20 protein-coding genes and 1 pseudogene are annotated in these 24,782 nt (G+C 70.6%); 11 read left to right on the forward strand and 10 right to left on the reverse strand.

All coding sequences use genetic code 11. From position 1 onward, the window contains the following. Positions 1-354: 354 nt before the first annotated feature. Together WMF27_RS16720 and WMF27_RS16725 are read left to right on the forward strand one after the other, a co-directional pair. Positions 355-1,407: a LacI family DNA-binding transcriptional regulator gene (locus tag WMF27_RS16720; RefSeq protein ID WP_437767883.1), complete on the forward strand. Its 1,053-nt coding sequence runs from the start codon at positions 355-357 to the stop codon at positions 1,405-1,407. Between the two features lie 341 nt (positions 1,408-1,748). Further along, positions 1,749-2,942, forward strand: a complete 1,194-nt coding sequence (locus WMF27_RS16725; protein ID WP_437767882.1) for an endo-1,4-beta-xylanase — start codon at positions 1,749-1,751, stop codon at positions 2,940-2,942. Between the two features lie 236 nt (positions 2,943-3,178). Here WMF27_RS16725 and WMF27_RS16730 read toward each other — a convergent pair whose 3' ends face one another. Together WMF27_RS16730 and WMF27_RS16735 are read right to left on the reverse strand one after the other, a co-directional pair. After that, positions 3,179-4,396 carry a vWA domain-containing protein gene (locus tag WMF27_RS16730; protein ID WP_437767881.1) on the reverse strand — a complete coding sequence of 406 codons (1,218 nt, stop codon included), beginning with the start codon at positions 4,394-4,396 and terminating at the stop codon, positions 3,179-3,181. A gap of 650 nt (positions 4,397-5,046) precedes the next feature. Then, the gene (locus tag WMF27_RS16735; RefSeq protein WP_437767880.1) at positions 5,047-6,468 is read right to left on the reverse strand and encodes an ADP-ribosylglycohydrolase family protein; all 1,422 of its coding nucleotides are present in this window, start codon (positions 6,466-6,468) and stop codon (positions 5,047-5,049) included. A 121-nt stretch (positions 6,469-6,589) separates the two neighbouring features. Here WMF27_RS16735 and WMF27_RS16740 point away from each other — a divergent pair, with 121 nt between their 5' ends. The 4 genes from WMF27_RS16740 (at position 6,590) to WMF27_RS16755 (ending at position 13,084) form a co-directional block, all read left to right on the forward strand. Next, a complete protein-coding gene (locus WMF27_RS16740; protein ID WP_437767879.1) occupies positions 6,590-9,361 on the forward strand; it encodes a DUF2961 domain-containing protein in 2,772 nt (923 codons plus the stop codon). Positions 9,362-9,595: 234 nt separating this feature from the next. Continuing rightward, a complete protein-coding gene (locus tag WMF27_RS16745) occupies positions 9,596-10,618 on the forward strand; it encodes an ABC transporter substrate-binding protein (RefSeq protein WP_437767878.1) in 1,023 nt (340 codons plus the stop codon). A gap of 7 nt (positions 10,619-10,625) precedes the next feature. After that, a complete protein-coding gene (locus WMF27_RS16750) occupies positions 10,626-12,146 on the forward strand; it encodes a sugar ABC transporter ATP-binding protein (RefSeq protein WP_437767877.1) in 1,521 nt (506 codons plus the stop codon). Then, positions 12,143-13,084: an ABC transporter permease gene (locus WMF27_RS16755; protein WP_437767876.1), complete on the forward strand. Its 942-nt coding sequence runs from the start codon at positions 12,143-12,145 to the stop codon at positions 13,082-13,084. The genes WMF27_RS16750 and WMF27_RS16755 overlap by 4 nt, the downstream gene beginning before the upstream one ends. A gap of 46 nt (positions 13,085-13,130) precedes the next feature. Here the strand turns inward: WMF27_RS16755 and WMF27_RS16760 are convergent, their stop codons facing one another. Beyond that, positions 13,131-13,937, reverse strand: a complete 807-nt coding sequence (locus WMF27_RS16760; protein ID WP_437767875.1) for a phytanoyl-CoA dioxygenase family protein — start codon at positions 13,935-13,937, stop codon at positions 13,131-13,133. 160 nt (positions 13,938-14,097) lie between these two features. Continuing rightward, complete coding sequence (locus WMF27_RS16765; protein WP_437767874.1) at positions 14,098-14,550, reverse strand: hypothetical protein; 453 nt, start codon at positions 14,548-14,550, stop codon at positions 14,098-14,100. 294 nt (positions 14,551-14,844) lie between these two features. Between WMF27_RS16765 and WMF27_RS16770 the strand changes: the two genes are divergently transcribed. Together WMF27_RS16770 and WMF27_RS16775 are read left to right on the forward strand one after the other, a co-directional pair. Further along, entirely contained in the window at positions 14,845-15,996 is a 1,152-nt protein-coding gene (locus tag WMF27_RS16770) for a hypothetical protein (RefSeq protein WP_437944278.1), read from the forward strand. Positions 15,997-16,039: 43 nt separating this feature from the next. Then, positions 16,040-16,993, forward strand: coding sequence for a hypothetical protein (locus WMF27_RS16775; protein WP_437767872.1), 954 nt, complete (start codon positions 16,040-16,042; stop codon positions 16,991-16,993). Positions 16,994-17,128: 135 nt separating this feature from the next. Here WMF27_RS16775 and WMF27_RS16780 read toward each other — a convergent pair whose 3' ends face one another. The 5 genes and pseudogenes from WMF27_RS16780 to WMF27_RS16800 form a co-directional block, all read right to left on the reverse strand. Next, positions 17,129-17,713 carry a hypothetical protein gene (locus WMF27_RS16780; protein WP_437767871.1) on the reverse strand — a complete coding sequence of 195 codons (585 nt, stop codon included), beginning with the start codon at positions 17,711-17,713 and terminating at the stop codon, positions 17,129-17,131. Between the two features lie 69 nt (positions 17,714-17,782). Then, a complete protein-coding gene (locus WMF27_RS16785; RefSeq protein WP_437767870.1) occupies positions 17,783-18,793 on the reverse strand; it encodes an anion permease in 1,011 nt (336 codons plus the stop codon). Between the two features lie 10 nt (positions 18,794-18,803). After that, complete coding sequence (locus tag WMF27_RS16790) at positions 18,804-19,454, reverse strand: DUF47 domain-containing protein (protein ID WP_437767869.1); 651 nt, start codon at positions 19,452-19,454, stop codon at positions 18,804-18,806. A gap of 296 nt (positions 19,455-19,750) precedes the next feature. After that, the gene (locus WMF27_RS16795; RefSeq protein ID WP_437769841.1) at positions 19,751-20,122 is read right to left on the reverse strand and encodes a helix-turn-helix domain-containing protein; all 372 of its coding nucleotides are present in this window, start codon (positions 20,120-20,122) and stop codon (positions 19,751-19,753) included. Beyond that, a pseudogene (locus tag WMF27_RS16800) lies at positions 20,020-20,550 on the reverse strand (AraC family transcriptional regulator ligand-binding domain-containing protein); the annotation flags it as partial. The pseudogene WMF27_RS16800 and the gene WMF27_RS16795, both read right to left, overlap by 103 nt. A 219-nt stretch (positions 20,551-20,769) precedes the next feature. Here WMF27_RS16800 and WMF27_RS16805 point away from each other — a divergent pair. The 3 genes from WMF27_RS16805 to WMF27_RS16815 all read left to right on the forward strand — a co-directional run bounded on the left by WMF27_RS16805 (position 20,770) and on the right by WMF27_RS16815 (position 23,525). Further along, a complete protein-coding gene (locus tag WMF27_RS16805) occupies positions 20,770-21,738 on the forward strand; it encodes an aldo/keto reductase (protein WP_437767868.1) in 969 nt (322 codons plus the stop codon). Positions 21,739-21,917: 179 nt separating this feature from the next. Then, positions 21,918-22,682 (forward strand): zinc-dependent peptidase, encoded by a 765-nt coding sequence (locus tag WMF27_RS16810; protein WP_437944279.1) that lies wholly within the window; start codon positions 21,918-21,920, stop codon positions 22,680-22,682. A 207-nt stretch (positions 22,683-22,889) separates the two neighbouring features. Continuing rightward, positions 22,890-23,525: a hypothetical protein gene (locus tag WMF27_RS16815; RefSeq protein ID WP_437767867.1), complete on the forward strand. Its 636-nt coding sequence runs from the start codon at positions 22,890-22,892 to the stop codon at positions 23,523-23,525. A 136-nt stretch (positions 23,526-23,661) separates the two neighbouring features. On the opposite strand, the gene WMF27_RS16820 is transcribed toward WMF27_RS16815, so the two are convergent. Then, on the reverse strand, positions 23,662-24,435 hold the full coding sequence (locus WMF27_RS16820; protein WP_437944280.1) for a hypothetical protein: 774 nt from the start codon (positions 24,433-24,435) through the stop codon (positions 23,662-23,664). Positions 24,436-24,782: the final 347 nt, after the last annotated feature.

Genomic DNA, 24,782 nt, shown 5'->3' on the forward strand with positions numbered 1-24,782 from the left:
GAGGGCCAGCAGCGCTCCTCCGGAGCGCCGCCCTCAGGGGAGGAGAGGCCGGGCTGCCGACCTGGTCGAGCTGGCCATGCCCGCCGGCAGACGTCGGCATGCCGTTCGCATAGGTCAGATATGACAGTCGGCGTGAAAGTTGCGGGATCGATCGCGGCCCCACCGGGAATGGCATCTACGACGACGAACGACCAGCGTCGGTGCCGCGCTCGATCCCGATGGCGAGGATCCTCGGTGCGCACCCGCCAAGTGACGCGAAAGCCGAGTGAAATGAAGAATTCCGACCAGTTTGTGAACGCTCACATTGAAGAACTCCGTTCCAATCGACCGGCCCGCGACTATCCTCCCGCGCCGATGGCTGACAAATCTCTTCCGATGCGCCGCGTCAAGAGGGGCGGCGGGCGGCGGGCCGCGGTCATGGTCGACGTGGCCAAGCTTGCTGGCGTCTCGTATCAGACGGTCTCGAGGGTCCTGCACGACAGCCCCCACGTGCGCCGCGACACGAGGGAGCGGGTGCTGGATGCGATCCGCCAGCTCGACTACCGGCCCAGCTCGGTGGCGCAGGCGCTCGTCACCGGGCGGTCGCGGACGCTCGGTGTGGTCAGCTTCGACACGACGCTCTACGGTCCGGCGTCGACGCTCCTGGGGCTCGAGGAGGCGGCGCACGACGCGGGTTACGGCGTGAGCATCGCCAGCTTGAAGTCGTTCAGCCGCGCGCCGGTGCTGGAGGCCGTGCAGCGGCTGCGCGACCAGGGGGCCGACGGCATCGTCGTGATCGCCCCGCAGCGGTCGGCGGTGGACGCGCTCCGCCACGTCACCTCCGATGTGCCGGTGGTCGCGGTCGAGGGCGGTCCGGACGATTCGGTGCCGGTGGTCGCGGTCGACCAGCTCGGGGGCGCCGTGTCCGCGACTCGCCACATGCTCGATCTGGGCCACAAGACCGTGTGGCACATCGCCGGCCCGACCGACTGGCTCGAGGCCGACCAGCGCATCGACGGCTGGCGCTCGGCGCTGCTGGCGGCCGGCGCAGAGATCCCGCCGCTCCTGCGGGGGGACTGGAGCGCGCGCTCCGGCTACGAGCTCGCCCCGCAGCTGACGCGCACGCCGGGCGTCACCGCCGTGTTCGTGGCCAACGACCAGATGGCGCTCGGCCTCCTCCGCTTCCTCCACGAGAGCGGGCGCGAGACGCCGCGCGACATCAGCGTCGTCGGCTTCGACGACATCCCGGAGGCGGCCTACTTCACGCCGCCGCTCACCACGGTGCGCCAGGACTTCTCCGAGCTCGGGCGCCGGTGCCTCCACGTCCTGCTCGGGCAGATCGAGAGCGGCCAGCGCTCGTGGTCGCGGGTCGTGGTCGAGACCGAGCTCGTCGTGCGCAAGAGCACGGCCGTCCCCCGGCGCCGGTGAGACCGTGCGCGCTCTACCGTACCGACGCCGTGATGTGTTCACCGACCGGGCCTTTGGCGGGCAAGCCAGGGGCACCGAGCTGGGCTGCCGCTTGAGTTGCAAAGTTGCTTCATGATTGCGACATGCGCTGTCGATGCATGTTTCCTGTCAGCCAGGAACTTGCGATGTAGGACGCTTCGCGCGCGTGTCGTGATCACTTCCAGGTGTGGCGGGAATCATCCGTCGCGAGTTGCACGGCGTGCGTATCGCTGAGCGTGGGCGCCGCCGTTCGTGCCGCTGCCCCTCGGCGTTCTCGCTCCCAGCTTCACCAACGACAACCGTCCGATTTGCGGAAGTCCAACATGAACAAGAAGCGTTCTTCTCGATTGCTGTGCAGCACGGCCTGGATCGCGCTCGGCATGGCGACCCTCCTTGGATGTGGCGATGGGGGCGACGGGGTTGACGACGGCGTGGGTGGCTCGGGCGGGGCGGGGAGCGCCAGCACGAGCTCCGGCAACGGCACGAACAGCAGCTCCAGCGCCGGCACGACGACCGGCGTTGGCCCTGCCACCAGCAGCAGCTCGGGCGATCCCGCGACGACCAGCACCACCTCCGGCGGCGCGACCACGGGGGTCGGCGGCGGGGACGCTTCGACCAGCGCGTCGACCGGAACCGGCGGAACCGAGCCCGAGGGGAAGTTCGTCGGCAACATCACGACGAGCGGCGCCGTGCGCGACGGCTTCGCGAAGTACTGGAACCAGATCACGCCCGAGAACGAGGGCAAGTGGGGCTCCGTCGAGAGCTCCCGCGGGAACAAGAACTGGAGCTCGCTCGACAGGACTTACAAGTACGCGCAGGACAACAAGATCATCTTCAAGCACCACGTCTTCGTGTGGGGCAGCCAGCAACCCTCCTGGCTCGGGAGCCTCTCGCCGGACGAGCAGAAGAAGGCCGTGCGGAGCTGGATGGAGGAGTTCTGCAAGCGCTATCCGGACACGAAGTACATCGACGTCGTCAACGAGCCGCCGCCCCACACCACGCCTTCATACACGGCCGGCCTCGGCGGCAACGGCGCCAGCGGCTGGGACTGGATCGTCAACTCCTTCAAGTGGGCTCGCGAGTTCTGCCCGAACGCAATTCTGATCCTCAACGACTACAACAACATCGAGTACGAGAACGAGCACAGGCACTTCAAGGACATCGCGAAGAAGGTGATCGACGCGGGCGCCCCGGTCGACGCCCTCGGCGCGCAGGCCCACGACGCCTTCAAGATCAACACCAACACGGTCAAGGGGTACATCGACTCGCTCGCCGAGCTGGGCAAGCCCGTGTACATCACCGAGTACGACATCGGCGAAGCCAACGACAACAGGCAGAAGCAGATCATGGAGGAGCAGTTCACCATGTTCTGGAATCACCCCAAGATCCCGGGGATCACCCTGTGGGGTTACATCGTCGGCAAGACCTGGAGGACCGGCACCGGCCTCCAGCAGGAGAACGGCACCATGCGGCCGGCGATGCAGTGGCTGATGGACTTCCTGGACCGTGGTGGTTGACGCGGAGCCGGCGCGCTGAGCTCTACGAGCTCCCTCGACCGAAGGAGCTCGGGCGGGCCCGCATCTCGTACGGAGGCCGGCGCGCTCTCTCCAGGTCTGCGTCAGTCTCTCTGGCCTGAGCCGGGTTCACGACCCGATCTTGGATCGTGAACCCACTCGCAGGGTGCGTATCGGGAGGCGAGCAGCTGGCCGGCGCCTCCTCGCGAAGACCCGTGTCGGTCAGCGAGCGTCGTCGATCACTGGGGCACTTGGATCACGTCCTCGCAGGTGAAGTCGACGCCCAGGGAGACCTCGACGTCGGCTTGGACCACGGCGCACGTATCGTCGCAGAGGACGATCGCCGTCGGGTTCGCAGGGTCGTCGTAGCGCCACGTGCCTGCGACCGAGCAGGCCTGATCATACGAGAGGGTCGTCGGCATGTTGGTCGTGGCGCTCGTGTAGGTCACATTGACCTTTTGCTTGTCGAAGCTCCTCCCGTCGGGCGGCGGCGGGATCGGGATCGTGCATGAGACCGCGGCGCCGCGGATCTTCTCGATCGCGGCCTTGAACGCGGCCGTCGTCTGCGCGGGGTCGCCGGTGTTCAGCATCGACGCCTCTCCCGTGCCGCCCGCAGCCGCGATCTCGTGCAGGTTGGTGAGGCTGGGCGGCGCGCCTTGCCCCTGCGGACTGTCGACCCCGATCACGAAGGTCGAGATGTTGCTGGAGAGCGCGGCCTCGACGTTACTCACGACGTCCGCGAGCGTGTTGCCTTGCCGGCACCCCTCCGGATAGCCGTCGGTCACGAGCACGATCGCATATTTCCCGGGGTTCTGCTGGCGCTGCGCCTCGATGAAAGCGACGGTGCCTTCGACCGCGAACGCCGTCGGCGTGCTGGTGCGCCACGAGAGCCTCTCGCTGATCTCCGGCTCGATGACGTCGATCGCCTCGCCGAACGCCGGGGAGGGCAGCGGCGTCATCGGGACATCCGGGGTCGAGTAGTCGGCGGCCTGGCACGCCTGAGTCGTCTGAGCCGAGCTAGGGAAGAACGCGAGCGACGCCTGGAACCCGGTGGACGCAGGATCCACGAAGAACTGCTTCGTCGCGGCCACGACGGGATCCCACTTGAGATCCTTCCTGCGCCACTCCACGTCGCTCGCCGTCATGCTGGCCGATACGTCGAAAGCGAACACGAGGTACACCTGTTGAAACCCGGCCTGGGACGACTGGGTGGCGCACGCCTCCCCCGCGCCCGTCGAGCCCCCGCTGCTGGCGTTGCTCGAGCCCGAGTTCCCGCTCGAGCCCAGGTCGTCTCCGTTGCCGAAGTCGTCGTTCCCGGTGCCGGTGCTGGTGCTGGTGCTGGTGCCGGCGCCGGCGCCGGCGCCGGCGCCGGAGCTGCCGGTGCTGCTCTGCGAGCCAGTTCCGCCCTCGCTGCCGTCGTTGGTTCCGCCGCACCCTGCGCCGATCAATGCCACCATTGGCAAGGCAATGGCTATCCTAGGCAATCTCATGAGCCGACTCCTCCTCGAACGCGTGCCAGCGCGGTCGGCGGGCACGAAGTTATCTGGCAACGAGAGGTCTCCGAACGTGGAATTTTCTATTGACGCGCCTTGCCGGAGCCCCGGGATCGGTGACGAGTATAGTCGATGACGCTGATCTTTGCGCGGGATACGGTCCGAAAAGGCGCAGCGTCGAGTTGTGGCCGTCATCGCGCAATGCGATCCCGATCGCCCAGCCAGCATCGTCGCCGGCGTGAAATCTCACATCTGCGCGCCGTGGGGGCTGGGCTGCGGCGCCCTCGTGGCGCGCGCTCCAGGCGCGGGAATGGATGTGTTATCGTACAGCAATGCTGCACGCGCTGATCGACAGAGCGGCTCGCGTGCGGGTCGCCCTCTCGGAAACCGACCCCATTCAAAGATTCATCTACGCATCGAACTGCCACGGTTCCACGCCGCCCGCTGGGCGCGAACTCGAGCATTTTTCCGGGCGGCGTATCGACGTCCGCGCCGGTTCGAGGCAAAATTCCGCCGTGCTCTGGCGAGGGGCTTCCTTGCTCACGCGGGATGGCGATTGGCTGTTCGACGTCCAGGGGTACCTCGACTCGAAGGACCAGACGTGGGACGTCAGGTCATCTCGCCGAGCGAGGAGCGCGGGGCCGCGGCCCGGACCCGGGTGCGGCGCGCGCGCCGGGTCCTGCGCCGTCGCGGGGGCGAGGCGGGACGACCCATCGGGTCGGCTCGACCTGGCCGCCCCCCTCCCGCACGGCGAGGTCGACCAGCGCGGCCATCCTCGTCGCTACATCCGTGAAGGTGTCCTCGGCCTCGCGATCCTGCGGCAGCCGATCCGGCAGGGTGGGGCGCGTGCGGTGGATACGATAACGGTCGGACAGGCGCGCGCCGGGGAAGGCGCGGCGCAGCTCCTCCATCCCGCCGATGAGCGCGACGAGCGAGCCCATGGTCGCCGTGCCGTTGTCGGAGTCCCAGCCGGACAGGGTGCCGATCTGGACGGTGCGGCGGAAGCTCCCCTCACCGAACAGGAGGGCCAGCGTCGATGTCGCCAGGTTGATCGCGGATTCCGTGAACCCACGATAGACGAAGCCAGACGCCGAGGCCCGCTCCTGGTAGCGATCCGCAATGGCATCGCGGGCGCGCTCCCAGCCGTCGCGATCGCTGGTCGATAGATAGGCGGACAGCACGAAGTCGATGACGTCGGCGGCCTTGGACTCCGCCGGCAGGTAGCTCCTGGCCTCACGGACGATGCGCACGATCTCCTGTCGCCGCGGCTTCTCCAGATCGACAGTCGCCGCGAGCGAGAAGAGGAGAACGTGGAACTGCGCGGCGTGCGCGGCGTGATCGCGCGCGGTGGTCCGGATGGGGAGGTCGGCGATCCGCAGCGCCAGATCCGGCATGCCGGGCGCGAGGGCGCCGAAGATCTCCGTGGTGAGCTGGGCGTCGATCTGGAGCGCGTCCGGATTGAGCGCCGGATCGCTCGTCGCGGGGGGCAGCACCCCGCGCTCGAGGAGATCACGCGCCCTCCGGTTGGAGACCCAGATGAAGTCGTTGATGTGCGCGCGCCATCCGTCCCGGATTCGCTCCGGGGAGAGGAAGAGCGTCCCCGCCTCGGTCATGAGGTGGAGGTAGACATACTCGATGTCGGTGTCATCATCGGCCGGGCAGGGGTCGAGGAGGACGAAGTCGATCGGCGCCCCGTCGCGCCCCAGGGGCTTTCCCCAATCAGCGTCGGTGAAGAAGGGGCGCTCGATGCGGACGCCCTCGGTGCGGAGCCCTGTCCAGTTGGCGATGCACGCGCCGCTCCACATCGCGCGGAGCCGCTCGGCGTAGGCTGCGCGATCGAGCTCTAGCCGCGGCTTCGGGGACATTCCCGGGGCGCCCCGTTGCTCCATGGGAGCGGCGAGCGCGCGGCGCGGCGCGTCGCCGGCGCCCGCGAGCGGCGAGAGAGAGAGGAGCGCGAGCAGGAGGCCTCGCGCGCATGCGCGTGGCCCGACGCTGGGCGAGCCTTCGACAGGGCGTCGATCGCGGCGGGTGCGCATGAATTACCCCCCTCGAGTGCGCGATCGGTGCGCCGCGCATGTCCTCGCTTCGGGGCGGTGCAAGCGAGGTGCCTCGCCGAGCCCGCTCCCCTGGCGCTGTCCGCGCCATTAGGTTTCGATCATGAACGCCGGAAGTCTCGACGGGCGCGGCGCGCGCGCGCTCCTGGACCGCATTGTCTCGAGCGCGGCCCGCCATCTCCTCGGCGCGTCGCTCGCCGTCGCGCCGGGCGCCGCGTCGATCACGCCGGTGCTGGAGGATCTCCTCTCCTTTCATCCCGGGTGGATGACACGGAGCGTGACCACGCATGACCCTGCAGGGGGCAACGAGGATGGATATCGCCCGGGGGTCGCGCTCGAGGGGGACCACCGGGTCCTGTTTCACGCCCGCGGGGAGGGGAGAATCGCGCGGATCTGGATGACCGCCCCCCGCGCGGAGCTCGAGAGGCCGGACCAGGAGATCTGGATCGAAGTCGACGGACACACGGCGTTCCGCGGGTCGCCCGGCGATTTCTTCGGGGGCAGGGGCCCCTGGAGATCGCCTCTCGTGCTCGACGTGGACGCGAGCTCGGGCGCGTACACCAGCTACGTCCCCTTCGCCTGGTCGAGCGAGGCCAAGGTCCGCTTCCGGGGCGTTCCCATCTATTACCAGATCACCTACCGCGAGGGCCCCGGGGCCGCGTCGGGACCGACGCCCGAGGAGCTCTCGCGATTCATGACGGAGGACTGGACAGCCACCCTGCCTGCCCCGCCGCGCCGGGAGAGCGTGAGCGCCAGCGCGCCGCTCGTCCTGGCGACTGGCCCCGCGACCGTATCCGGGATCGACGTTCGCATCCCGGCGGGGCGCTTGAACGACCTGTCGGTGAGGATCGGCGGACAGCCGCCGATACCCGCGTCGTTCTTCTTCGGCCTCGCCAGCTCGGGCACCGACGCCGACGGCGGATGGACGCCCTTCCGGAGCGCGCTGCACGCCGCCTGGACGCCCGACGCCGCAGGGACGGGCAGGCTCGCGACGCGCCTGCCGATCCCGCTGGCCGAAGGCGAGGTGCTCTCGATCGAGGCCGCGCCCGGGCGGGAGATCGCGGGTGTCGAGGCGGCCGTCGACCTCGCGCCCGCCCGCCGAGGCGTGCGGCTGATCGCGCAATACCGCGATCAGATGTCCCCCGGACGCGAGACGACGATGCCCCTCTTCGAGAGCGATGAGCCGCTCCAGCTCGTCGCGCTCCTCGAGGAGATCAGCGGCGGCCGGCCGAACGATCGGACGTACCTCGAGGGCGACGAGATGATCCGGACCGACGGGATGTCGCACCCGCTGCAGATAGGGACCGGCACCGAGGACTACTTCAATGGAGGCTTCTATTTCCTGGGCGCGCACCATAACCCCTTCAGCGGGCTGCTCCGCTTCCTCGTCGTCGATCCCGAGGATGGATGGAGGAACGCCACGTTCGTCCATTCCCTGTACCGCCTGCACGTGGCCGATCCCATCGTGAGCCGCTCCGGCCTGCGCTTCGGCATGGAGGCCGGGCCGAGCGGCGCCTACACGCCGCTGCGGGTGCGCTCGCTGGGCCTCTCTTACGCCTTCTCGGATCATCAGGTGATCGGTGAGCAGAAGGTCCGTGCGGCCGGGCGGCGGCGGCTCGTGCGTTCGGCCGTCGACGCCGAGCGGCTGGAGCTCCGGCGGCGATCCTGGTCCAGCGAGGGCCGCGGGATCACCCGGATCGAGGTCGCATGCCCGTCCGATGCGCGCGGCCTGTTGCTGCTCCGCGCGTACTCCGCGGCGAACGCCCCCCAGACGGCGCGCGTGAGGCTCGACGGGCGGGAGGTCGGCGTGCTCCACGAGATGCAGGCGAACCCTGTCCGGTCGCTCGCCGAGGACGCGCTCTGGATCGACCTCCTCCCCGAGCAGTGCGGCGCAGGAAGGCGCCCGGTCCTCGAGATCGACGCGACCCAGTCTCCGGCGCCGTGGAGCGAGCGGGGGTACACGCTGCGGTTCTTCTCCGGGCCTCCCGCGCCTCAGCTCACGCAGGGGCCCGCGGTGAAGATCTTCGACTCGGAGAGCCTCCCCGGGGGGCCGTTCTATGTGAACGATCACTCGATGATCCAGCTCGCCGACGGCCGCTGGATCCTCACCGGGATCTTTCACGGCGAGCCTTATCGACCGGACGCCGAGCGCGAGTTCGTCCTCGCCACCGCGCCTGGACCTGGGCCGGTGAGCTGGATGGAATCCGTCTCGCCGAGCCTCACGCTGGCGCCGGAGCGCTTCTCGATTCGCGCCCTCTCCGACGAGCGCTGGATCTGGGCCCCGCACATGGTCCGGGACCGGGACGGCAGCCTGGTCATGATCTTTCACGTGGGCACGCACGACCCCGACCGATCCGGCTTCCGGATCGCGCGCTCGCGCGACGGATTCACCTGGAGCCGCGAGGGAGGGACGCTCTTCGAGGAGTTCTGCGTCGCCCGCGATCCGATGCTCGCCCGGCTCGGCGATCTATGGGTTGTGTACTATACGCGCTGCGTGTCGATCGAGTCGCCGCTGAGCGGCGTCGCCTACCGCACGTCGCTGGATCTCCTCCACTGGAGCCCGCCGGCCATGGCGCTCACGCTCGGGCCGGAGACGGCGATGCGCAACAGCGGTTATACCGAGTCGCCGTTCGTGTTCGAGCGGAAAGGGTGGTTTTACCTGACGCTCACCAGCTATCCTGTCGATTACGACGCCACGTTCGTCTACCGCTCGCGCTCGCCGTTCTCGTTCCCGCCGCGCGCCGTCGCCCGGCTGCGCGCCCACGCGGCCGAGTGGGTCCCGGAGGGCGGCGACTTCGAGGCGGGGCGCCTGTTCTTCACGCACGCTGGGGCAGGGAAGGGCGGCGTGTTTCTCCAGGAGCTCCTCGGCCTCTGAGGCGCGCCGAGAGGGGTTTCTGAGCGGCGCCGTCCGACCCGGCTCGACCTGCGCGCGCGCTCGTCGGTTCGACCCGGGTGAATGACGAGCTGCAGGCGAGCGTCGCGCCGGGATGAGCTTGCCCGCGCCGGGGGCAGCCGAGAACTCCCATGGTGCTTGTTGGACGGATCTCCGCCGGCGACATGCTCGCCCGCGCGAGCGTGGGCGCGATCCGTCGACTATCCTCTCGCGCCCATGAGCGTCCATGTCGTCGTGTGCGCGTTCGCGATTGCCGTCCTCGCCGCGTGCTCCAAGACGTCGTCATCGGCGACGACGTCCACGGATGCAGGCGCGGGCGCGAGGGGCGGCGCGCGCCTCCGCATCGCCGTCGTGCCAAAGGGGACGACACACGAGTTCTGGAAGAGCGTGCACGCAGGCGCGGTGAAGGCCTCGCGCGAGCTCGACGTCGACATCGTCTGGAAAGGGCCGCTCCGGGAGGACGACCTCAAGGCGCAGGTCGATGTCGTCTCGAGCTTCGTCGCGCAGGGCGTGTCCGGCATCGTGCTCGCGCCGCTCGACGCCACGGCGCTGAGGGCGCCGGTGCGGGCGGCGAGGCAGGCGAAGATCCCGGTGGTCGTGTTCGACTCCGATCTCGCCAGCGACGATCACGTGAGCTTCGTCGCGACCGACAACGAGGCGGCCGGCAGGCTCGCCGGAGAGCACCTCGGCAAGGCGATCGGCGAGAACGGCAAGGTCGTCGTGCTCCGTTACCAGGAGGGCTCGGCGAGCACGCAGCACCGCGAGAAGGGGTTCCTCGACGCGATCCGGGCGACGCCCGGCATTACCATCGCGAGCGAGAACCAGGTTGGCGGCGCCACCACGGAGTCGGCGTTCCACAAGAGCGAGAGCCTGCTGCTCGCGCAGAGGGCGGCGGAAGGGGCCATCGCCGGGGTCTTCACGCCGAACGAGTCGACGACGTTCGGGATGCTTCAGGCGCTCCGCAAGGCGAACGTCGCGAGGAAGGTGAAGTTCGTCGGCTTCGACGCGTCGGAGAAGCTCCTCGGCGCGCTGCGCGAGGGGGACATCGAGGCGCTCGTCGTGCAGCACCCGTTCAACATGGGGTACGTCGCGATCAAGACGATGGTGGCGCACCTGCACGGAGAGAAGGTCGAGGCGCGCATCGACACGGGCTCGCGCGTCGTCACGAGGCAGGACCTCGACGACCCGGCGGTGCAGGAGATCGTGAGACCCGACCTCGCCAGGTGGCTCGGGGAGTAAGCGGCCCGTGGGCGGAGAGCGCGCGCCCCTCCTCGAGGTGACCGGCCTCGCGAAGGCGTTCGGCCCGAACCCGGTGCTGCGCGGCGTCTCGCTGCGGGTAGCGCCCGCGAGCGTCCACGCGCTCCTCGGCGAGAACGGCGCGGGCAAGAGCACGCTGGCGCGCGTCCTGCTCGGCATGGAGCGCGCGGACGCGGGCGCGATCCTGCTCGGAGGGGCGCGGTACGCGCCGGCGTCGGCCGAGGAGGCGCGCCGCGCGGGCGTCGTCCTGGTGCCGCAGGAGCGGACGCTCTGCGCGCACCTCACGGTCGTCGACAACGTGGTGCTCGGGATCGAGCCGCTCGCGCGCGCGCGGCTCGGGATCCGGGACCGCTCGCGCGCGCGCGCCGTGGCGCGGGCGGCGATCGCGCTCGTCACGGCCGATCCGGGGCGCGTGCCGCTCGACGCGCGGGCCGGGGAGCTCGGCGTCGCCGATCAGCAGCTCGTCGAGATCGCGCGGGCGCTCGCGCAGGGCGGCCTCCGCGGGGACGGCCGGCTCGCGGCGCGGCTCCTCGTCCTCGATGAGCCGACGTCGAGCCTGGGCCAGTCGGACGCCGCGCGCCTCTTCGAGCGCGTCGGCGCCCTGCGAGGCGCCGGCCTCGCGGTGCTGCTCGTGACCCACTTCCTCTCGGACGTGCGCGCGCACGCCGATCGCTACACGGTGCTCCGCGACGGCCGCGTCGCGGGAGAGGGCGATCCGCGCGAGATCGAGCCGGCGCAGATCGTCCGCGAGATGCTGGGCCGCGCGCTGGATGACACGCGCGCGAGCGCCGACACACGCGCGAGCGCGGTGTCCGAGGCGGCGCGCCCGGACGGCGGCGAGGTGGTGCTCGAGGCCGACGGCGTCTCCGGCGTGAAGCGGCCGAAGCGCGCGTCGCTGACGCTGCGCCGGGGGGAGATCCTTGGCATCGCCGGCCTCGTGGGCTCGGGGCGGACGGAGCTCCTCCGCATCCTCGCGGGGCTCGATCCGAGGCGCGGCGGGACGGTCGCGCTGCGCGCTCCTCGCGGGATCGGCCTGCTGAGCGAGGATCGCGGCGGGGAAGGGTTGATGCTCGGCCGCTCGCTCGCCGAGAACGTCTGGCTCTCGCCGCGCGCCCCGCGCCTCGCCAGGCCGAGATCGATCCTCTCGGAGGGCGCGCGCTGGATCGAGAAGCTCGCGATCCGCGCGCGCGGGCCGGAGCAGCGCGCCGGCGAGCTCTCGGGCGGCAACCAGCAGAAGGTCCAGATCGCGCGGCTGCTCCGCGAGGACTTCGACGTGCTCCTCGTCGACGAGCCGACCCGCGGCATCGACGTGGCGAGCAAGGCGCAGGTGCTGGCGCTGCTCCGGGAGCTGGCGCGCGCCGGCAAGGCGATCGTGCTCGTGTCGAGCCAGCTCGACGAGCTCGTCACGACCTGCGATCGCATCGCGGTCCTCCGCCGGGGGACCCTCGACCCGCCGCGGCCCGCGTCGTCATGGACCGAGGCGTCGCTCCTCCTGGAGGCATCCTCGTGAAGAAGCGTCCGCCGTGGGTGGGGCCGCTCGTCGCGCTGCTGCTCGTCTACGCGCTCTTCGCGGCGCTGACGCCCGACACGTTCCTGCGCAGCCAGAACCTGCTCACGATGGCGCGGCAGACGGTGGTGGTCGGCATCTGCGCCGTCGGCATGACGCTCGTCATCGCGACCGGCGGGATCGACCTCTCCACGGGCTCGCTCGTCGCGTTCACGACGGTCGTCCTCGCGAAGCTCCTGCGCGCGGGGGTGCCGGCGCTCCCGGCGGCGCTCGTCGCCGCGGCGGCGGCGGGCCTCGTGGGCGCCCTCGTAGGGACGCTCGTGGGGCGGGCGCGGATGGTGCCCTTCGTCGTGACGCTGGGCACGATGAGCGCGCTGCGCGGCGCGGCGAAGGGGCTCGCGTCCGAGCAGAAGATCGACGCGGATCCGCGCGGGCTCGACGCGCTGCTGTCGTCCGATCTCACCGCGCCCGGGCTGTGGATTGCGGCGGCGCTGGCGATCCTGGTCTTCGCCGTGCTCCTGTTCACGCGCTTCGGGCGGCACGTGTTCGCGGTCGGCAGCAACGAGGCCGCGGCGCGCCTGTGCGGCATCGACACGGGGCGCGTGAAGATCGCGGTGTACACGCTGTCGAGCCTCCTCGCCGGCGTCGCGGGGGTGATGGAGTTCTCGACGCTGACGGTGGGCGACCCGACCGACTCGATCGGCCTGGAGCTCGAGGTGATCGCGGCGGTGGTCATCGGCGGCGCGCCGCTCTCGGGCGGCGAGGGGAGCGTCGCGGGGAGCGTGATCGGGGCGCTGCTCATCACGGTCATCCGGACCGGCGGCGTCCACCTCGGGTTGCCGAGCTGGGTTCAGGAGATCGCGACGGGCGCGATCATCGTGATCGCCGTCGCGGTCGACCGGGTGCGGCGCGCGCGGGGGGCGCGCGCGGCCGCGGGCTGACGTTGATCCGACGCGCGCGGCCTGCGCGTCGCGGCGTGTCCGATGCTCACCGATCACCGCGCAGCGCCGCGCGGATGGCTTGCTCGACCGGTGAGCTCTCGCCGTCTTCGCGATCGAGCCGCAGCGGTTCGGTCGGGAGCAGGGGCGGCTGAGCCATGAAGCGCGGGCACGTGCCGCGGTGCGGCTGCGCTGCGTGGACCAGGAACGGGTGGCACAGGTAGACCGTCCCCGCCTCGCCGGTCGCGAGCACCTGCGGTCGGTGGGCCGTCTCGGCGAAGCCGTTCGCGGCCAGCTCTCGCAGCGTCAGCCCCGGCTCGCCTGCCGGCGCGAGCTGCCTCGCAATGTCCAGGTGGGACCCGGCCCGGATGCGCGTCGGCGCGTCGGATTCGCCGACATCCGAGAAGAGGAACAGCATGAGCAGCGCGCGGCCGCGCGACGCGACGTTCACGCGCCATGACATGAAGTCGGGGTTCTCGGTGCCGAAGCTCACGTCGACGTGCCAGCCGGCATCCCCTGGATCGTCGGGAGACGGAAAGCGAACGGGGAAGGTGCCGAGCGCTTTCTGCGGTTGCCAGCGCCCGCGGCCGACCAGCCGATCGAACGCGGCCCGCAGCACCGGCGTGTTCGCGGCGTCAGCGAACGGTCGCTGGCCGTACATCCCGAGTCGAACGACCGGCTTCGTCCAGGTCTTCGGATCCTGCGGATCCATCCCGGTGTCACGCCACAGGATGGCGCGGCCCTCGTCGGCGAGGACCCGCGGGAACGCCGCGTCGATCCGGACGAATCCATCGGCGATGAAGCGCTCGATCTGTTGATGGCTCAGCTCGACCATGGCGCGCGGACCAGTCTGCATGGCCGCTCCCGCGGGTGCAAGCGGGCCACGTCGGGCTCGCCCGGCGTCGTGGGCCGCGCACAGGCGGCCTCGGCGCCTGGATCAACGGCAGGGGCTCGGGCCGCACATCGCTTACCGCGCGGCGGAGCTCCACGGTTTTCACCTCGGTTTGCGGCCGTCCTCAGGGGATCTCCACCTCGGTGGAGCCGATCTTCTTCGGATCGTTCGGATCGTTGATGTTGTCCCAGCGGCGGTACAGCGCGACGGCAAAGGCCCCCTTGCTCAGGCCCTTGATGGTCATGTCGATGTCATAGCGGCAGTCGCACCCGGCCACGGACCCGGGGTCCATGTCCACGGGCTGCACGAGCACATCCACCCTGCTGTCGGCGATCCGGACGAACCCTTCCACCTCCTGATCGCATCGGAACTGCGCGGCGCGGTACTCGAGGTGAACAGCGCCGCGCTCGGGCGTCGCCACGAGCGCCTCCTGCACCGTGTCGTCGTACGCGCCCGCCCTGCACTCGCTCTGGGTGAGGCCCTCGATCGCCTCTGCATCCTCCCAGTCCTCGGGCAAGTCCGCCCCGCCGCAGCCGACCACCAGGAGCGCCGCGGCCATCCACGCCGTGTTGTGCATCTCGTCCCTCCGGTGAGCTCTCACTGCAACGTGTGTGCCTGGTGTGTGCCCCAGCCTCACAGGGCGCAGCGGCTGATCTCGGGGGACATCCGTGTCGCGGGTGCGCCATGGGCTCTTCGGTCGCTGTGGGATCGATGAGCGGACCGCCGCACGACGGAGGTACTCTGCGATGATGCTGGCGACTGGCCACGCGAGGAGCGAGCGGCCCGAGAGGTGTCCACGCCGCTGAGCAGAACCTTTCATATCGAGGAGGGCGTGATGCGGCGATCGCTGGGACTGATCTTGTGCTTGTCGATGGCGACCGTGGTTGCGGCTTGCGGGGACGACCAGCCTGGGGGTGAGGGGGGGACGGGCGCGGGGGGCGCCGGAGCGACGAGCGCCTCGGGGGCCGGCGTGGGCTCCTCGGGGGCCGGCGCGGGCTCGGGCGGCGCGCTTCCGGAGCCTCCGGTGCACGAAGGCGGCGGCCCCGCGGCAGGCAACCCGGAGGGGAGCTGCGCTGTTCCGGCCGAGGCTCAGGCCGCCGACACGTCGTCACCGACGACGGTGATCGGCGACGGGACGCCGGAGAGCTGCACCTCGGAGGCGGTCGTCAGCGCCGTCGCGGCCGGCGGCATCATCACGTTCGACTGCGGGCCGGAGCCGATCACCATCACGCTCGAGGAGACGGCGAAGATCTTCAACGATACCGGCCCCGAGATCGTGATCGACGGCGGCGGGCTCGTGACCTTGAGCGGCGGCGGGCAGCGGCGGATCCTCTACATGAACACCTGCGACGAGGCGCAGGTCTGGACGACGCCGAACTGCGACAACCAGGACCACCCGCGCCTGACGGTCCAGAACCTCACCTTCCTCGGGGGCAACTCGACGAACGATGACGACGAGGGCGGCGGAGCCATCTTCGCGCAAGGCGGGCGCCTGAAGGTCGTCAACTCACGCTTCTTCAACAACACGTGTGATCCGACCGGCCCCGACATCGGCGGCGCCGGGATCCGGGCGTTCATGCAGTACAACGGCCTGCCGCTCCACGTGGTGAACAGCACCTTCGGCGGCGCCGAAGGCTACGGGAACGAGTGCGCGAACGGCGGTGGCATCAGCAGCATCGGCGTCTCCTGGACGGTCATCAACAGCCTGTTCTCCCACAACCGCGCGCTCGGCAACGGCGGCAACCCCGCGATGGCCGGGACACCGGGCGGCGGCAGCGGCGGGGCCATCTACAACGACGGCACCACGATGACGCTCATGCTCTGCGGGACCCGGATCGAGCGAAATGAGGTGAACGCCCACGGGAGCGCGATCTTCTTCGTGAGCAACGATCACACCGGAAACATCGTCATCGACCGGTCGGTGATCACCAACAACATCGGCGGGTCGTGGTACCCGACCTATCCGCAGATCTCGAACCACGACGACACGCCGATCATGGTCACGGCGTCGACCATCGAGTGAGCGCGGCCGGTCACACTCTGCCGCCGCCGCGCGATGAAGGGGTATGCCGAACCGCCGCTCGCCCCCCGGACCGCATCCCCTGCTCGCGCTCGCGCTGGCCGCGGCGCTGACCGCGCCCGCTGCCCCCGCGCTCGCCGAGACCTGCGCCACCACGGAGAGCGAGGCGCTCCCGGACGCGCTGTCGATGCGCGACTTCGCCGCACGCCTCGGCGAGCGCATCGACGCGTGCGCCGCCGCCGCGCGGCGCCCCGACGCCGAGCGCTTCTGCGCGGAGCACGGGATCGCGTGCGGCGCCGGGCGGGTCCGCGACTACGTGCGCGTCCGGACGCTCTTCGAGATGACGCGCGACGGCGGTCCGTTCCGGCTGCGCTGGGGCATCACCGATCGCAACCCGACCGCCTGGCACATCTGGGCCGCGTGGAGGCAGAGCCCTCCGCTCGCGTCGTCGGCCGGGCCCTCGGCGACGGCGGAGTGCGACGAGCTCTCGGCGCTCTTCGCCGGGCTCGCGCGCCGGCTCGACGTCCGCGGGGTCGGCCTCTTCTGGCCGACGTGGAACCACACGATCGCCGCGTGGGACGTGGCCCCGTCCGTCCGCGTGCTGGTCCCGACGTCGCAGATCTTCCTCTCGTGCGACGCGACGTTCGACCGGACCACGTTCCTGCCGTCGAAGCAGCGTGTCGTCTACGAGCTCCGCCTGACCGACGCGCTCGACAGCGTGCTCGTGCCGCGGCCCCTGGCGGCGTTCCTGCTCGATCAGGTGGCGCACTACGCGGGCGCGTCGCTCGACGTGCTCGCGATGATCCGGACGCACCGGGCGCTGCGCTACGGATCGAGCGTGCCGGCGTCCTGCGGTGAGGGCGCCGCCGCGGAGGCGAAGGCGCTCCGCGCGCGGCCGCTCTCGCCGGCAGACCGCCGGGCGCTCGCGCGCTACGGAGCGACGGAGCTGGGGCTCGCCGCGCCGTCGGCCGAGGCGACGCTCGCGCAGATCGCGCGCTGACCGCGCCTCGCGAGCGCGGCGCCCGCCTTCGTGCTCCGAGCGCTGTGCGTCAGGGGCTCGCGGCTCGGCGTCTCGGCCGCTTCGACGACGCGCTCGTCGCGGCGCGCGCGGGCGAGCCGCGGCGCCCCGCAGCGCTCAGTCCTCGCCCTGGACGCGATGGATGATGTACCTCGCGGCGAGCTTCCCGAGCTGGCTCGCCGCGGTCCGCGCGCGCCCTCCGCTCGACGGGTTGGTCAACGAGGCTGGCACCGTGGTGTCGATCAAGAACTCGTCGAACACGCCCCCGGCCGGATCGGTGAGCTGCACCATCGCCTTCAGGCGCGTGTTCTTGTTGAGCACGACCGCGAAGATGCCGGGCTCGTAGAACGTCACGTTCGCGCGGAGGAAGAACGGCGCGTCGGCTGCGCTCCTCGCCCTGACGATGGCGACGCCCTCCGACGCCGCGGTCGCGATCAGCGCCTCCGTGAACTCCTCGTTCATCGCCGCCTTGTCCTCCTGCCAGCTCTGCTGCTGCTCGGCGTCCTTCTCCGCCATCCATTCGGCCTCGGAGCCGTCGCCGACCTGGAGGCCGTAGAAGACGATCGGGACGACCCCGAAGCGCCCCTGGCCGTAAAACGGGTTCGGCACGGCCTCACGCATGGTCTTCCAGGGGTGCCCGCACGCGGCGAGCAGGGGAGCCAGGCAGAGCATCAGGATCCAGAGCGCATGGCGACGGTGCACGGAGGGCCTCCTTGGGAAGCGGTCAGCGATCAGCGGTCAGCGTGCCGGCGCGGCGCGGCGCGTCGACGCTCAACCGCCGAGGATCGACGAGAGCCCGAGATAGCAGGCCCAGGCCACGACGGCGCTCACCGGGATCGTGAGCACCCACGCCCAGAGGATGCGCGTGGTCACGCCCCAGCGCACCGCGCTCACCCGCTGGCTCGCGCCCGCGCCCATGATGCAGCCGGTGATCACGTGCGTCGTCGACACCGGCATCCCCAGGAACGACGAGGTCAAGATGGTCGCCGCCGCGCTGGTCTCGGCAGCGAAGCCATGGATCGGCTTGAGGTCGATGATCTTGGTGCCCATGGTCTTGATGATCCGCACCCCGCCCGCCGCCGTGCCGAGGGCCATGGCCGTCGCGCAGGCGAAGACGACCCAGAGCGGCACATGGAAGTCGCCGTGGCTCGCGGGGATGACGCCGTACGCGACGAGCGCCATGGTGATGATGCCCATGGTCTTCTGGGCGTCGTTGCTCCCGTGCGAGAGCGCCATGAAGCCCGCGGAGACCATCTGCAGGATCCGGAAGCGCCGATTGACCACCGCCGGCCGGGTGTGCCGGACGAGCCAGAAGATGGCGATCATCCCGAGGAAGGAGAGCACGAAGCCCACGACGGGGCTGATGATCAGGCTCTTGACCACCTTCAAGAGCCCCGCCCCCTGCACGGCCGCGGTGCCCGCCCGCCCGGCGCCCGCGCCCACGAGCCCGCCCACGAGGGCGTGGGACGACGACGACGGGATACCGAAATACCAGGTGAAGAGGTTCCAGAAGATCGCGCCGACGAGGGCGCTGAGCACCACCACCTGGGTCACCGCCGAAGGGACGATGAGCCCTTTCCCGATGGTGCTCGCCACCGCCGTGCCGGTGAGCGCACCCCCGAAATTGAACAGCGCCGCGAGCAGCACGGCGGTGCGGATGGGGAGGACTCCGGTGCTCACCACCGTGGCGATGGCGTTGGCCGTGTCATGGAAGCCGTTGATGTAGTCGAAGACGAGCGCGACCACGATCACGAGGGTCAGCGTGACGAGGAGAGTGTTCATGGCGCGCCCCTCAGGCGTTTTTGATCACCAGCGCCTCCAGCGCATTGGCGACGTCATCGCAGGCGTCGAGCGTGTTCTCGAGCCCCTCGAGGAACTCCTTGTGCTTGATGAGGTGGATGGCGTCGTTCTCGGTGTTGAAGAGCTCGACGATCGCCGAGCGGAATATCTGATCGCCGTCGTGCTCGAGCTTGGCGATGGCCTTGCAATGTCGGTTGATCTCCGTCACCCGCTTCATCCCCCGGAGCAGCTTGACGGCGCTGTGAATCTCGGAGCATCCTTCCAGGATCTTGGCGGCGAGCACCTGGCTCGCCGGCGGGAGATCCTCCATGGCGTGGACCACGACCCGCATCATCGTGGAGTGGACGCGATCGGAGACGTTCTCGAGGTCCGTCGCCAGGGCGTAGATGTCGGAGCGATCGAGCGGCGTGACAAACGTCTTGTTGAGAGCGTCGTAGACGTCGCGGATCACCTCGTCGGCGGCGTGCTCGATGTCGGTGATCCGCGAGACCAGGGCTTGCCTCTCGCTGGCGCTCCGGGCGGTGCAGCACTCCGAGAGGACGTTGGCGCTCTGCAGCGCGCAGTCGGCGCCCCGCTCGAGCAAGTCGAAGAAGTGCTCTTCACGAGGTAAGAGCGATTTGATGACCCGATCGAGCCACATCATGCACCTTTCTTGGCGGGCGGGCGCATCCTAGCACGAGCACGCGGCGCTCGATGGGGCGCTTCGCGACGGGCAGCTCCCGCCGCCGCTGTGTAAGGTCTTATCCAAGCGTTGTGTAGAGGGGTAGGAAAAAATTCGCTCGTGTCCGTGGTCGCAGGCGTCGCAGGCGTCGCAGGCGTCGCAGGCGTCGCAGGCGTCGCGGGCGTCGCGGGCGTCGCGAGGGGGAACGGCGGCGGTCTCGGTGGTTCGGGGCCTGCGCCGCCGGGGGTCGCTCGACGCCGCGCCCACGCCGGAGCGACTCAGCGGCGGCGGGACCACGCGCCGGGCGGCACCCCGTTCCAGCGCTTGAACGCGCGGGTGAACGCGGCGACGTCGGTGAACCCGACCGCGAACGCCGCCTCGGTGACGGTCGCGCGGTGCGCCGCGAGGAGCTCCTCGGCCATCGCGCGCCGCGCGTCGTCGACGATCGCCTGGAAGCTCGTCCCGCGCTCGGACAGGCGGCGCTGGAGGCTGCGCGCGGCTCGCCGTAGCGGATGGGCGCGCGGAAGACGCTGCGCGCGAGCGCGTCGTCCGCGGGCGGCGGGCGCACGAGGCGGACGACCGTGGGCTCGCGGGGCGGCGTGGCGGCGCGCCGGAAGCGCAGGACGGTGGTCGCCGCGAGGTAGTCCCACACCGCGCTCGGAGCCGTGTGGCCGGGCGCGAGCGCGAAGCGGAACGTCACCTGGGCCGGCCCCTCCTCGAACGTGTGCGCGGCCGCGTCGTGGATGAGCCGCTGGAAGCGCAGGAACGCCCGCACCGCGCCGCGCACGTCGCCCGCGCTCGCGAACGTGTACTCGACGAGCGACTGAGGCGCGGCGTCGACGAGCACCGCGGCGCGCAGGCCGAACGACTCGTCCGCAGCCGAGAGCGCGGTCCACGCGCGGCAGAGCTCGTCGTGCGTCACCCGCGCGTCGGGGCGGCCGAGCACCGCGGGGTCGACGCCGGCCCGCGCGCACACCTCGGCCGGCGCGATGCCGTCACGCTGCGAGGCGGTAGCGACCGCGATGCCGAGCGCCTGCGCGAAGACCGTGGCCGGCTGGGTCGCGGGGCGCGGGGTCACGGAAGCGGAGCCAGGGTTTCTGCGAGGGGCGGCGGCGTCAAGAGGCGTTCCGCCTGGCCCGCCCTTGGCTCACGGTTTGCAGACTCTGCAGATGCAGATTGCGGGTGCGCCCAGCGCTGCCGCGAATCACGCGTCCTGTGTGTGGCGCGGAATACAAACATCCCTCAGGGGCGCAGCCAGCCGCTGCGGCCAGCTCGTGTTCGCTCTCGGAGGAAGATCATGACCGATTTGCCCACTCGCCTGCTCGGACGCACCGGCGTCCGTGTCACCACCCTCGGCTTCGGCGCCATGGAGCTGCGAGGCGCCCCGCGGGGCCCTGAGCTCTCGGATCAGGAGGCGGAGCGCATTCTGAACGGCGTGCTGGACGCCGGGATCAACTTCATCGACACGTCCATCGACTACGGTCGCAGCGAGGAGCGAATCGGACGCTTCCTCTCGCACCGCAGGCGCGAGTACTTCCTGGCCTCGAAATGCGGGTGCGTCGTCGGCGGTGCCCAGGGCGAGCACGTGCATACGGCGCAGAACATCCGGCACGGCGTGGAGAACAGCTTGCGCCTGCTGAAGACGGATCACCTCGATCTGGTGCAGTTTCACCGGAGCCTCACCCGGCAGGAGTTCGAGCAAGACGGCGCCCTGGAAGAGGCGCTGAAGCTCAAGAGCGAGGGGAAGGTGCGCTTCCTCGGTGTCTCGGGCACGCTGCCCAACCTGGTCGAGCAGATCGAGCTCGGCGTCTTCGACGCCTTCCAGATCCCGTACTCCGCGCTGCAGCGCGAGCACGAAGAGGTGATCGGCAAGGCCGCCCAGGCTGGCGCCGGGACCATCATCCGCGGCGGCGTGGCGCGCGGCGCGCCCACCGACTGGCAGCGCACGAATTACATGCTGCCGGGCACCACGATGCAGGACCGGTGGGAGCGGGCCAGGCTCGACGAGCTGCTCGATGGCCTGACCCGGATCGAGTTCACCCTGCGCTTCACGCTGTCGCACCCGGGGCTCAGCACCACGATCGTCGGGACCCGGGACCCGAAGCACCTGCGCGACAACCTGGAGTTCGCGAGGAAGGGCCCCCTGCCGAGCGAGGTCGTCGCCGAGGCGAAGCGGCGCTTGAGCCAGGCGGGATCGGCGCCGGAGGCGGTGCCCGCGTCGAGCGTACGCGCGGCCGGCGCGGCGCAGGCGACGGCGCAGGCGTAGGCGCAGAGCCGGCTCTGACGAACCGCCGCAGGCGGCACGCCTGCTCAGGGCGGCGCCGTGGACCCTCGTTGCTGCCATGGAAGCAGCCGCTGCTGATCCGTTGCTGCGGTACGGGCACTCCTCGAGCACCGCTCACCGCTCTTCCGACAGCGCCACGCGAGCGGGTAAGGTGGTCGTCGATGCTGGCCTTTCTCAGGAAGCGGCGGCGCGACGCCGTCCGCCGTGAGCCCTTTCCGCCTGCATGGCGCGAGATCCTCGACCGGAACGTGCCCTGCTTCGGCCGCCTTCCGGCCGAGGACCAGCAGGAGCTCCTCGGGCATATCCAGGTCTTCCTGGACGAGAAGCCGTTCGAGGGGTGCGGCGGCCTGGAGATCACCGACGAGATCCGGGTCACGGTGGCGGCGCAGGCGTGCCTCCTCCTCTTGCACCGCGAGACCGACTACTACCCCGAGCTCGAGGTCGTCCTCGTTTACCCGAGCACCTACGTGGCCCGCGGCCGGGAGGTGCGGGAGGGGGGCGTCGTCGTCGAGGGCGATCACGCGCGGCTCGGAGAGTCGTGGTCGCGGGGGTCGGTCGTGCTCGCGTGGGACGGCGTGCTCGCGGGCGCGGCGGACATGAGCGACGGTCACAACCTCGTGCTCCACGAGTTCGCGCACCAGCTCGACCAGGAGGAAGGCCCGGCCGACGGCGCGCCCGAGCTGCCCGAGCGCTCGATGTACGCGGCGTGGGCGCGCATCCTCGGCCGCGAGTACGAGCGCCTCCTCCGCGACGAGGCGAGCCTCATGCGCACGGTCATCGACCCGTACGGCGCGACGAACCCGGCCGAGTTCTTCGCCGTCGTCACCGAGGCCTTCTTCGAGAAGCCGCGGAAGCTCAGGGCGAAGCACCCGGAGCTCTACGAGCAGCTGAAGGCGTTCTACTGCCAGGACCCTGCCGGCCGGTAGCGGCGCCGCCCGCCGTCGTCGCCGCCCCCGCGCGCGGCCGATCGCCCGAGCGCCGCCGGTCCATGGTATCTCCGGGCTCCCCCGATGGCCCGAAAGCGCAAAGGCAGGTCCCGCAAGGGCGGCGCGTCCTCCGCTCCTCGCCCGGCGTCTCCCGCGTCTCCTGCAGCCTCCGCGTCGCCTGCGGCCGCCGCGCCGCCCGCGAAGCGCGTGCGCTCGTTCCGCCTCCGCCTCGACGTCACCGCCCTCGAGCTCGCCTCCGGTCACGACGGCCTCCTCCGCGGCGCGCCCGAGCCAGTCCTCCTCCTCGCCGCGTACCTCCTCTTTCCCCATGACCCGAGCGGCCCGGCGGGGCTCACGCCTCCTCGTCCGCTGGGCCGCACCCTGGTCCGCTTCCGCCCGCCGGAGGGCCGCTTCCCCGCCGTCGTCACGCTGCGCGCGCCCCTCTCGTTCAAGGCCCGCGCTCGCGCCCGCGAGGACGACCGCGTCCTGCTCCTCGCCCTCGCCGTCGAGGAGGACGCTGGCAAGGAAGTCGAGCGGCTCTACGCCCATCTCACGGACGCAAAGCACCTTCGCCTCTGGGACCTCGACGCGCCCGTCCCATCACCGCTGGCCCCGGCCGAGCTGATCGCTGCCCCGTACCTGCGGGAGCACGCGGCCCCGGTCCGCGTCGGCGTGCTCGACGACGGCGGCGATCTCCGCGACACCTGCCGTGAGGACGACTTCATCGGCGCGTGCGCGGCCGTCGTCTCGACCGCTCGCCATGAGGACACGCTCCGCTTCCACTTCGTCTCGGCCGACGGCCGCAACGACTGGACCGCCGTGACCAGCGTCAGCGTCGACTGACGCCCGCCTCGTCGGCAGGGGCGTCAAGGCCAAGGCTCATCGCGTGTCCTCCGGCCGCCGAGGATGGACCGAGACAGGCGCCGCCGCCGACGTGCGCGCGCTCGGCGGCCACGCGCCGGCGACCCCGCCGGGTTGATCACCAGCAGCTGTAGTCGTAAACCGTGTGCAACGTCTCCCCGAGGCGCTCGACCAGCAGATCGCCGTCGAAGACGTAGGTGAAGCCCGGCAAGGACAGGCTAGGCGTGCCGTCGAGCGGGTTCACCCCCTGCTCCCGGCGGAGGAGACGACAACCCTCGTAGACGATCTCCGTCGTGATGGTCGGCAGAGCATCCGTGAAGCGGTCGAACGTCAGCTGCGTGAGGCGCTCCTGGTCATCGCGATCGTATCGGACGAAGTAGTCGTCGTTACCATAGGTGATCGCCCGCGCGTCGTCGTTGTAGTCGATTTCGAGGACACGGGTGTCGGCCGCGCCAGTCCGGGTCATGCGGACCATGCGCTCGCCCTCGTAGTCGAAGGTGTGTGTGTGGGTTTCGCTGCCCAGCGTCTCGACCGCTCCGACGAGACGCTGGCCGTCATATTCGTAGACGAACGACGTCTCCTGTCCCGTGTCCGTCTCCATGTCCGTCTGGGAGCACGGTCCGGGATGCGGCCCATACATCCACGGACCGAGCTCCGGCATGGGGATGCGGCCAGCGAGCTCTGGACAGCCCGTCGCGCCGCCGCCCCCGCCTCCCTCGCCTGACCCGCCCGCGCCGCCCGAGCCTGTCGAGGCCGACGAGCCTGAAGCGCCTGCGCCCCCGCTCCCCGACGTCGACGTCTCGTCGGAGGCCTCGTCGTCACCGCATGCCACGAGCGTGAGCAGGCACATCGTGGCCAGGGTTCCGCACGTCCTGAAGACAAATCGATGCATCTCTCTTCTCATCCGTCAACCTGGGTCGTGTCGCCGGGTCGTCGCGCCCCGGTCGTGGTCATGAGGTCAGGCCGGCATCGCGCTGCGCGGTGAACACGAGGTCCTTCTGGATACTTTGATCGCAAGCGCTGCTCATCGCCTCAACGGCACCGCCGGGCACTGCGCGGAGCGGGCCCGGCGGACACCCAAGCGTACCTGTCCGCGGCCGCCCTGGCAACCTGCGATCCGGTCGAGCGCTGATCCTCGATGACGGTGCGAGCGGGTCAACGCCTGTTCCGCGGGATCGAGGCAGCTCTATCGCCCGCGAGGACAGCGGGTTGACCCGCAGCCAGGATCGAGCGCGCCGG

The organism is Sorangium sp. So ce281, from assembly GCF_051527395.1.
In the GTDB taxonomy this organism is placed as follows: Bacteria; Myxococcota_A; Polyangia; order Polyangiales; family Polyangiaceae; genus Sorangium; species Sorangium cellulosum_B.

What these genes read in the sequence shown, in the direction of transcription:
- WMF27_RS16720 (WP_437767883.1), top strand. Translation starts at nt 355, where the DNA reads ATGGCTGACAAATCTCTTCCGATGCGCCGCGTCAAGAGGGGCGGCGGG.
- WMF27_RS16725 (WP_437767882.1), top strand. Translation starts at nt 1,749, where the DNA reads ATGAACAAGAAGCGTTCTTCTCGATTGCTGTGCAGCACGGCCTGGATC.
- WMF27_RS16730 (WP_437767881.1), bottom strand. Translation starts at nt 4,396, where the DNA reads ATGGTGGCATTGATCGGCGCAGGGTGCGGCGGAACCAACGACGGCAGC.
- WMF27_RS16735 (WP_437767880.1), bottom strand. Translation starts at nt 6,468, where the DNA reads ATGCGCACCCGCCGCGATCGACGCCCTGTCGAAGGCTCGCCCAGCGTC.
- WMF27_RS16740 (WP_437767879.1), top strand. Translation starts at nt 6,590, where the DNA reads ATGAACGCCGGAAGTCTCGACGGGCGCGGCGCGCGCGCGCTCCTGGAC.
- WMF27_RS16745 (WP_437767878.1), top strand. Translation starts at nt 9,596, where the DNA reads ATGAGCGTCCATGTCGTCGTGTGCGCGTTCGCGATTGCCGTCCTCGCC.
- WMF27_RS16760 (WP_437767875.1), bottom strand. Translation starts at nt 13,937, where the DNA reads ATGCAGACTGGTCCGCGCGCCATGGTCGAGCTGAGCCATCAACAGATC.
- WMF27_RS16765 (WP_437767874.1), bottom strand. Translation starts at nt 14,550, where the DNA reads ATGCACAACACGGCGTGGATGGCCGCGGCGCTCCTGGTGGTCGGCTGC.
- WMF27_RS16770 (WP_437944278.1), top strand. Translation starts at nt 14,845, where the DNA reads ATGGCGACCGTGGTTGCGGCTTGCGGGGACGACCAGCCTGGGGGTGAG.
- WMF27_RS16775 (WP_437767872.1), top strand. Translation starts at nt 16,040, where the DNA reads ATGCCGAACCGCCGCTCGCCCCCCGGACCGCATCCCCTGCTCGCGCTC.
- WMF27_RS16785 (WP_437767870.1), bottom strand. Translation starts at nt 18,793, where the DNA reads ATGAACACTCTCCTCGTCACGCTGACCCTCGTGATCGTGGTCGCGCTC.
- WMF27_RS16790 (WP_437767869.1), bottom strand. Translation starts at nt 19,454, where the DNA reads ATGATGTGGCTCGATCGGGTCATCAAATCGCTCTTACCTCGTGAAGAG.
- WMF27_RS16805 (WP_437767868.1), top strand. Translation starts at nt 20,770, where the DNA reads ATGACCGATTTGCCCACTCGCCTGCTCGGACGCACCGGCGTCCGTGTC.
- WMF27_RS16810 (WP_437944279.1), top strand. Translation starts at nt 21,918, where the DNA reads ATGCTGGCCTTTCTCAGGAAGCGGCGGCGCGACGCCGTCCGCCGTGAG.
- WMF27_RS16820 (WP_437944280.1), bottom strand. Translation starts at nt 24,435, where the DNA reads ATGCATCGATTTGTCTTCAGGACGTGCGGAACCCTGGCCACGATGTGC.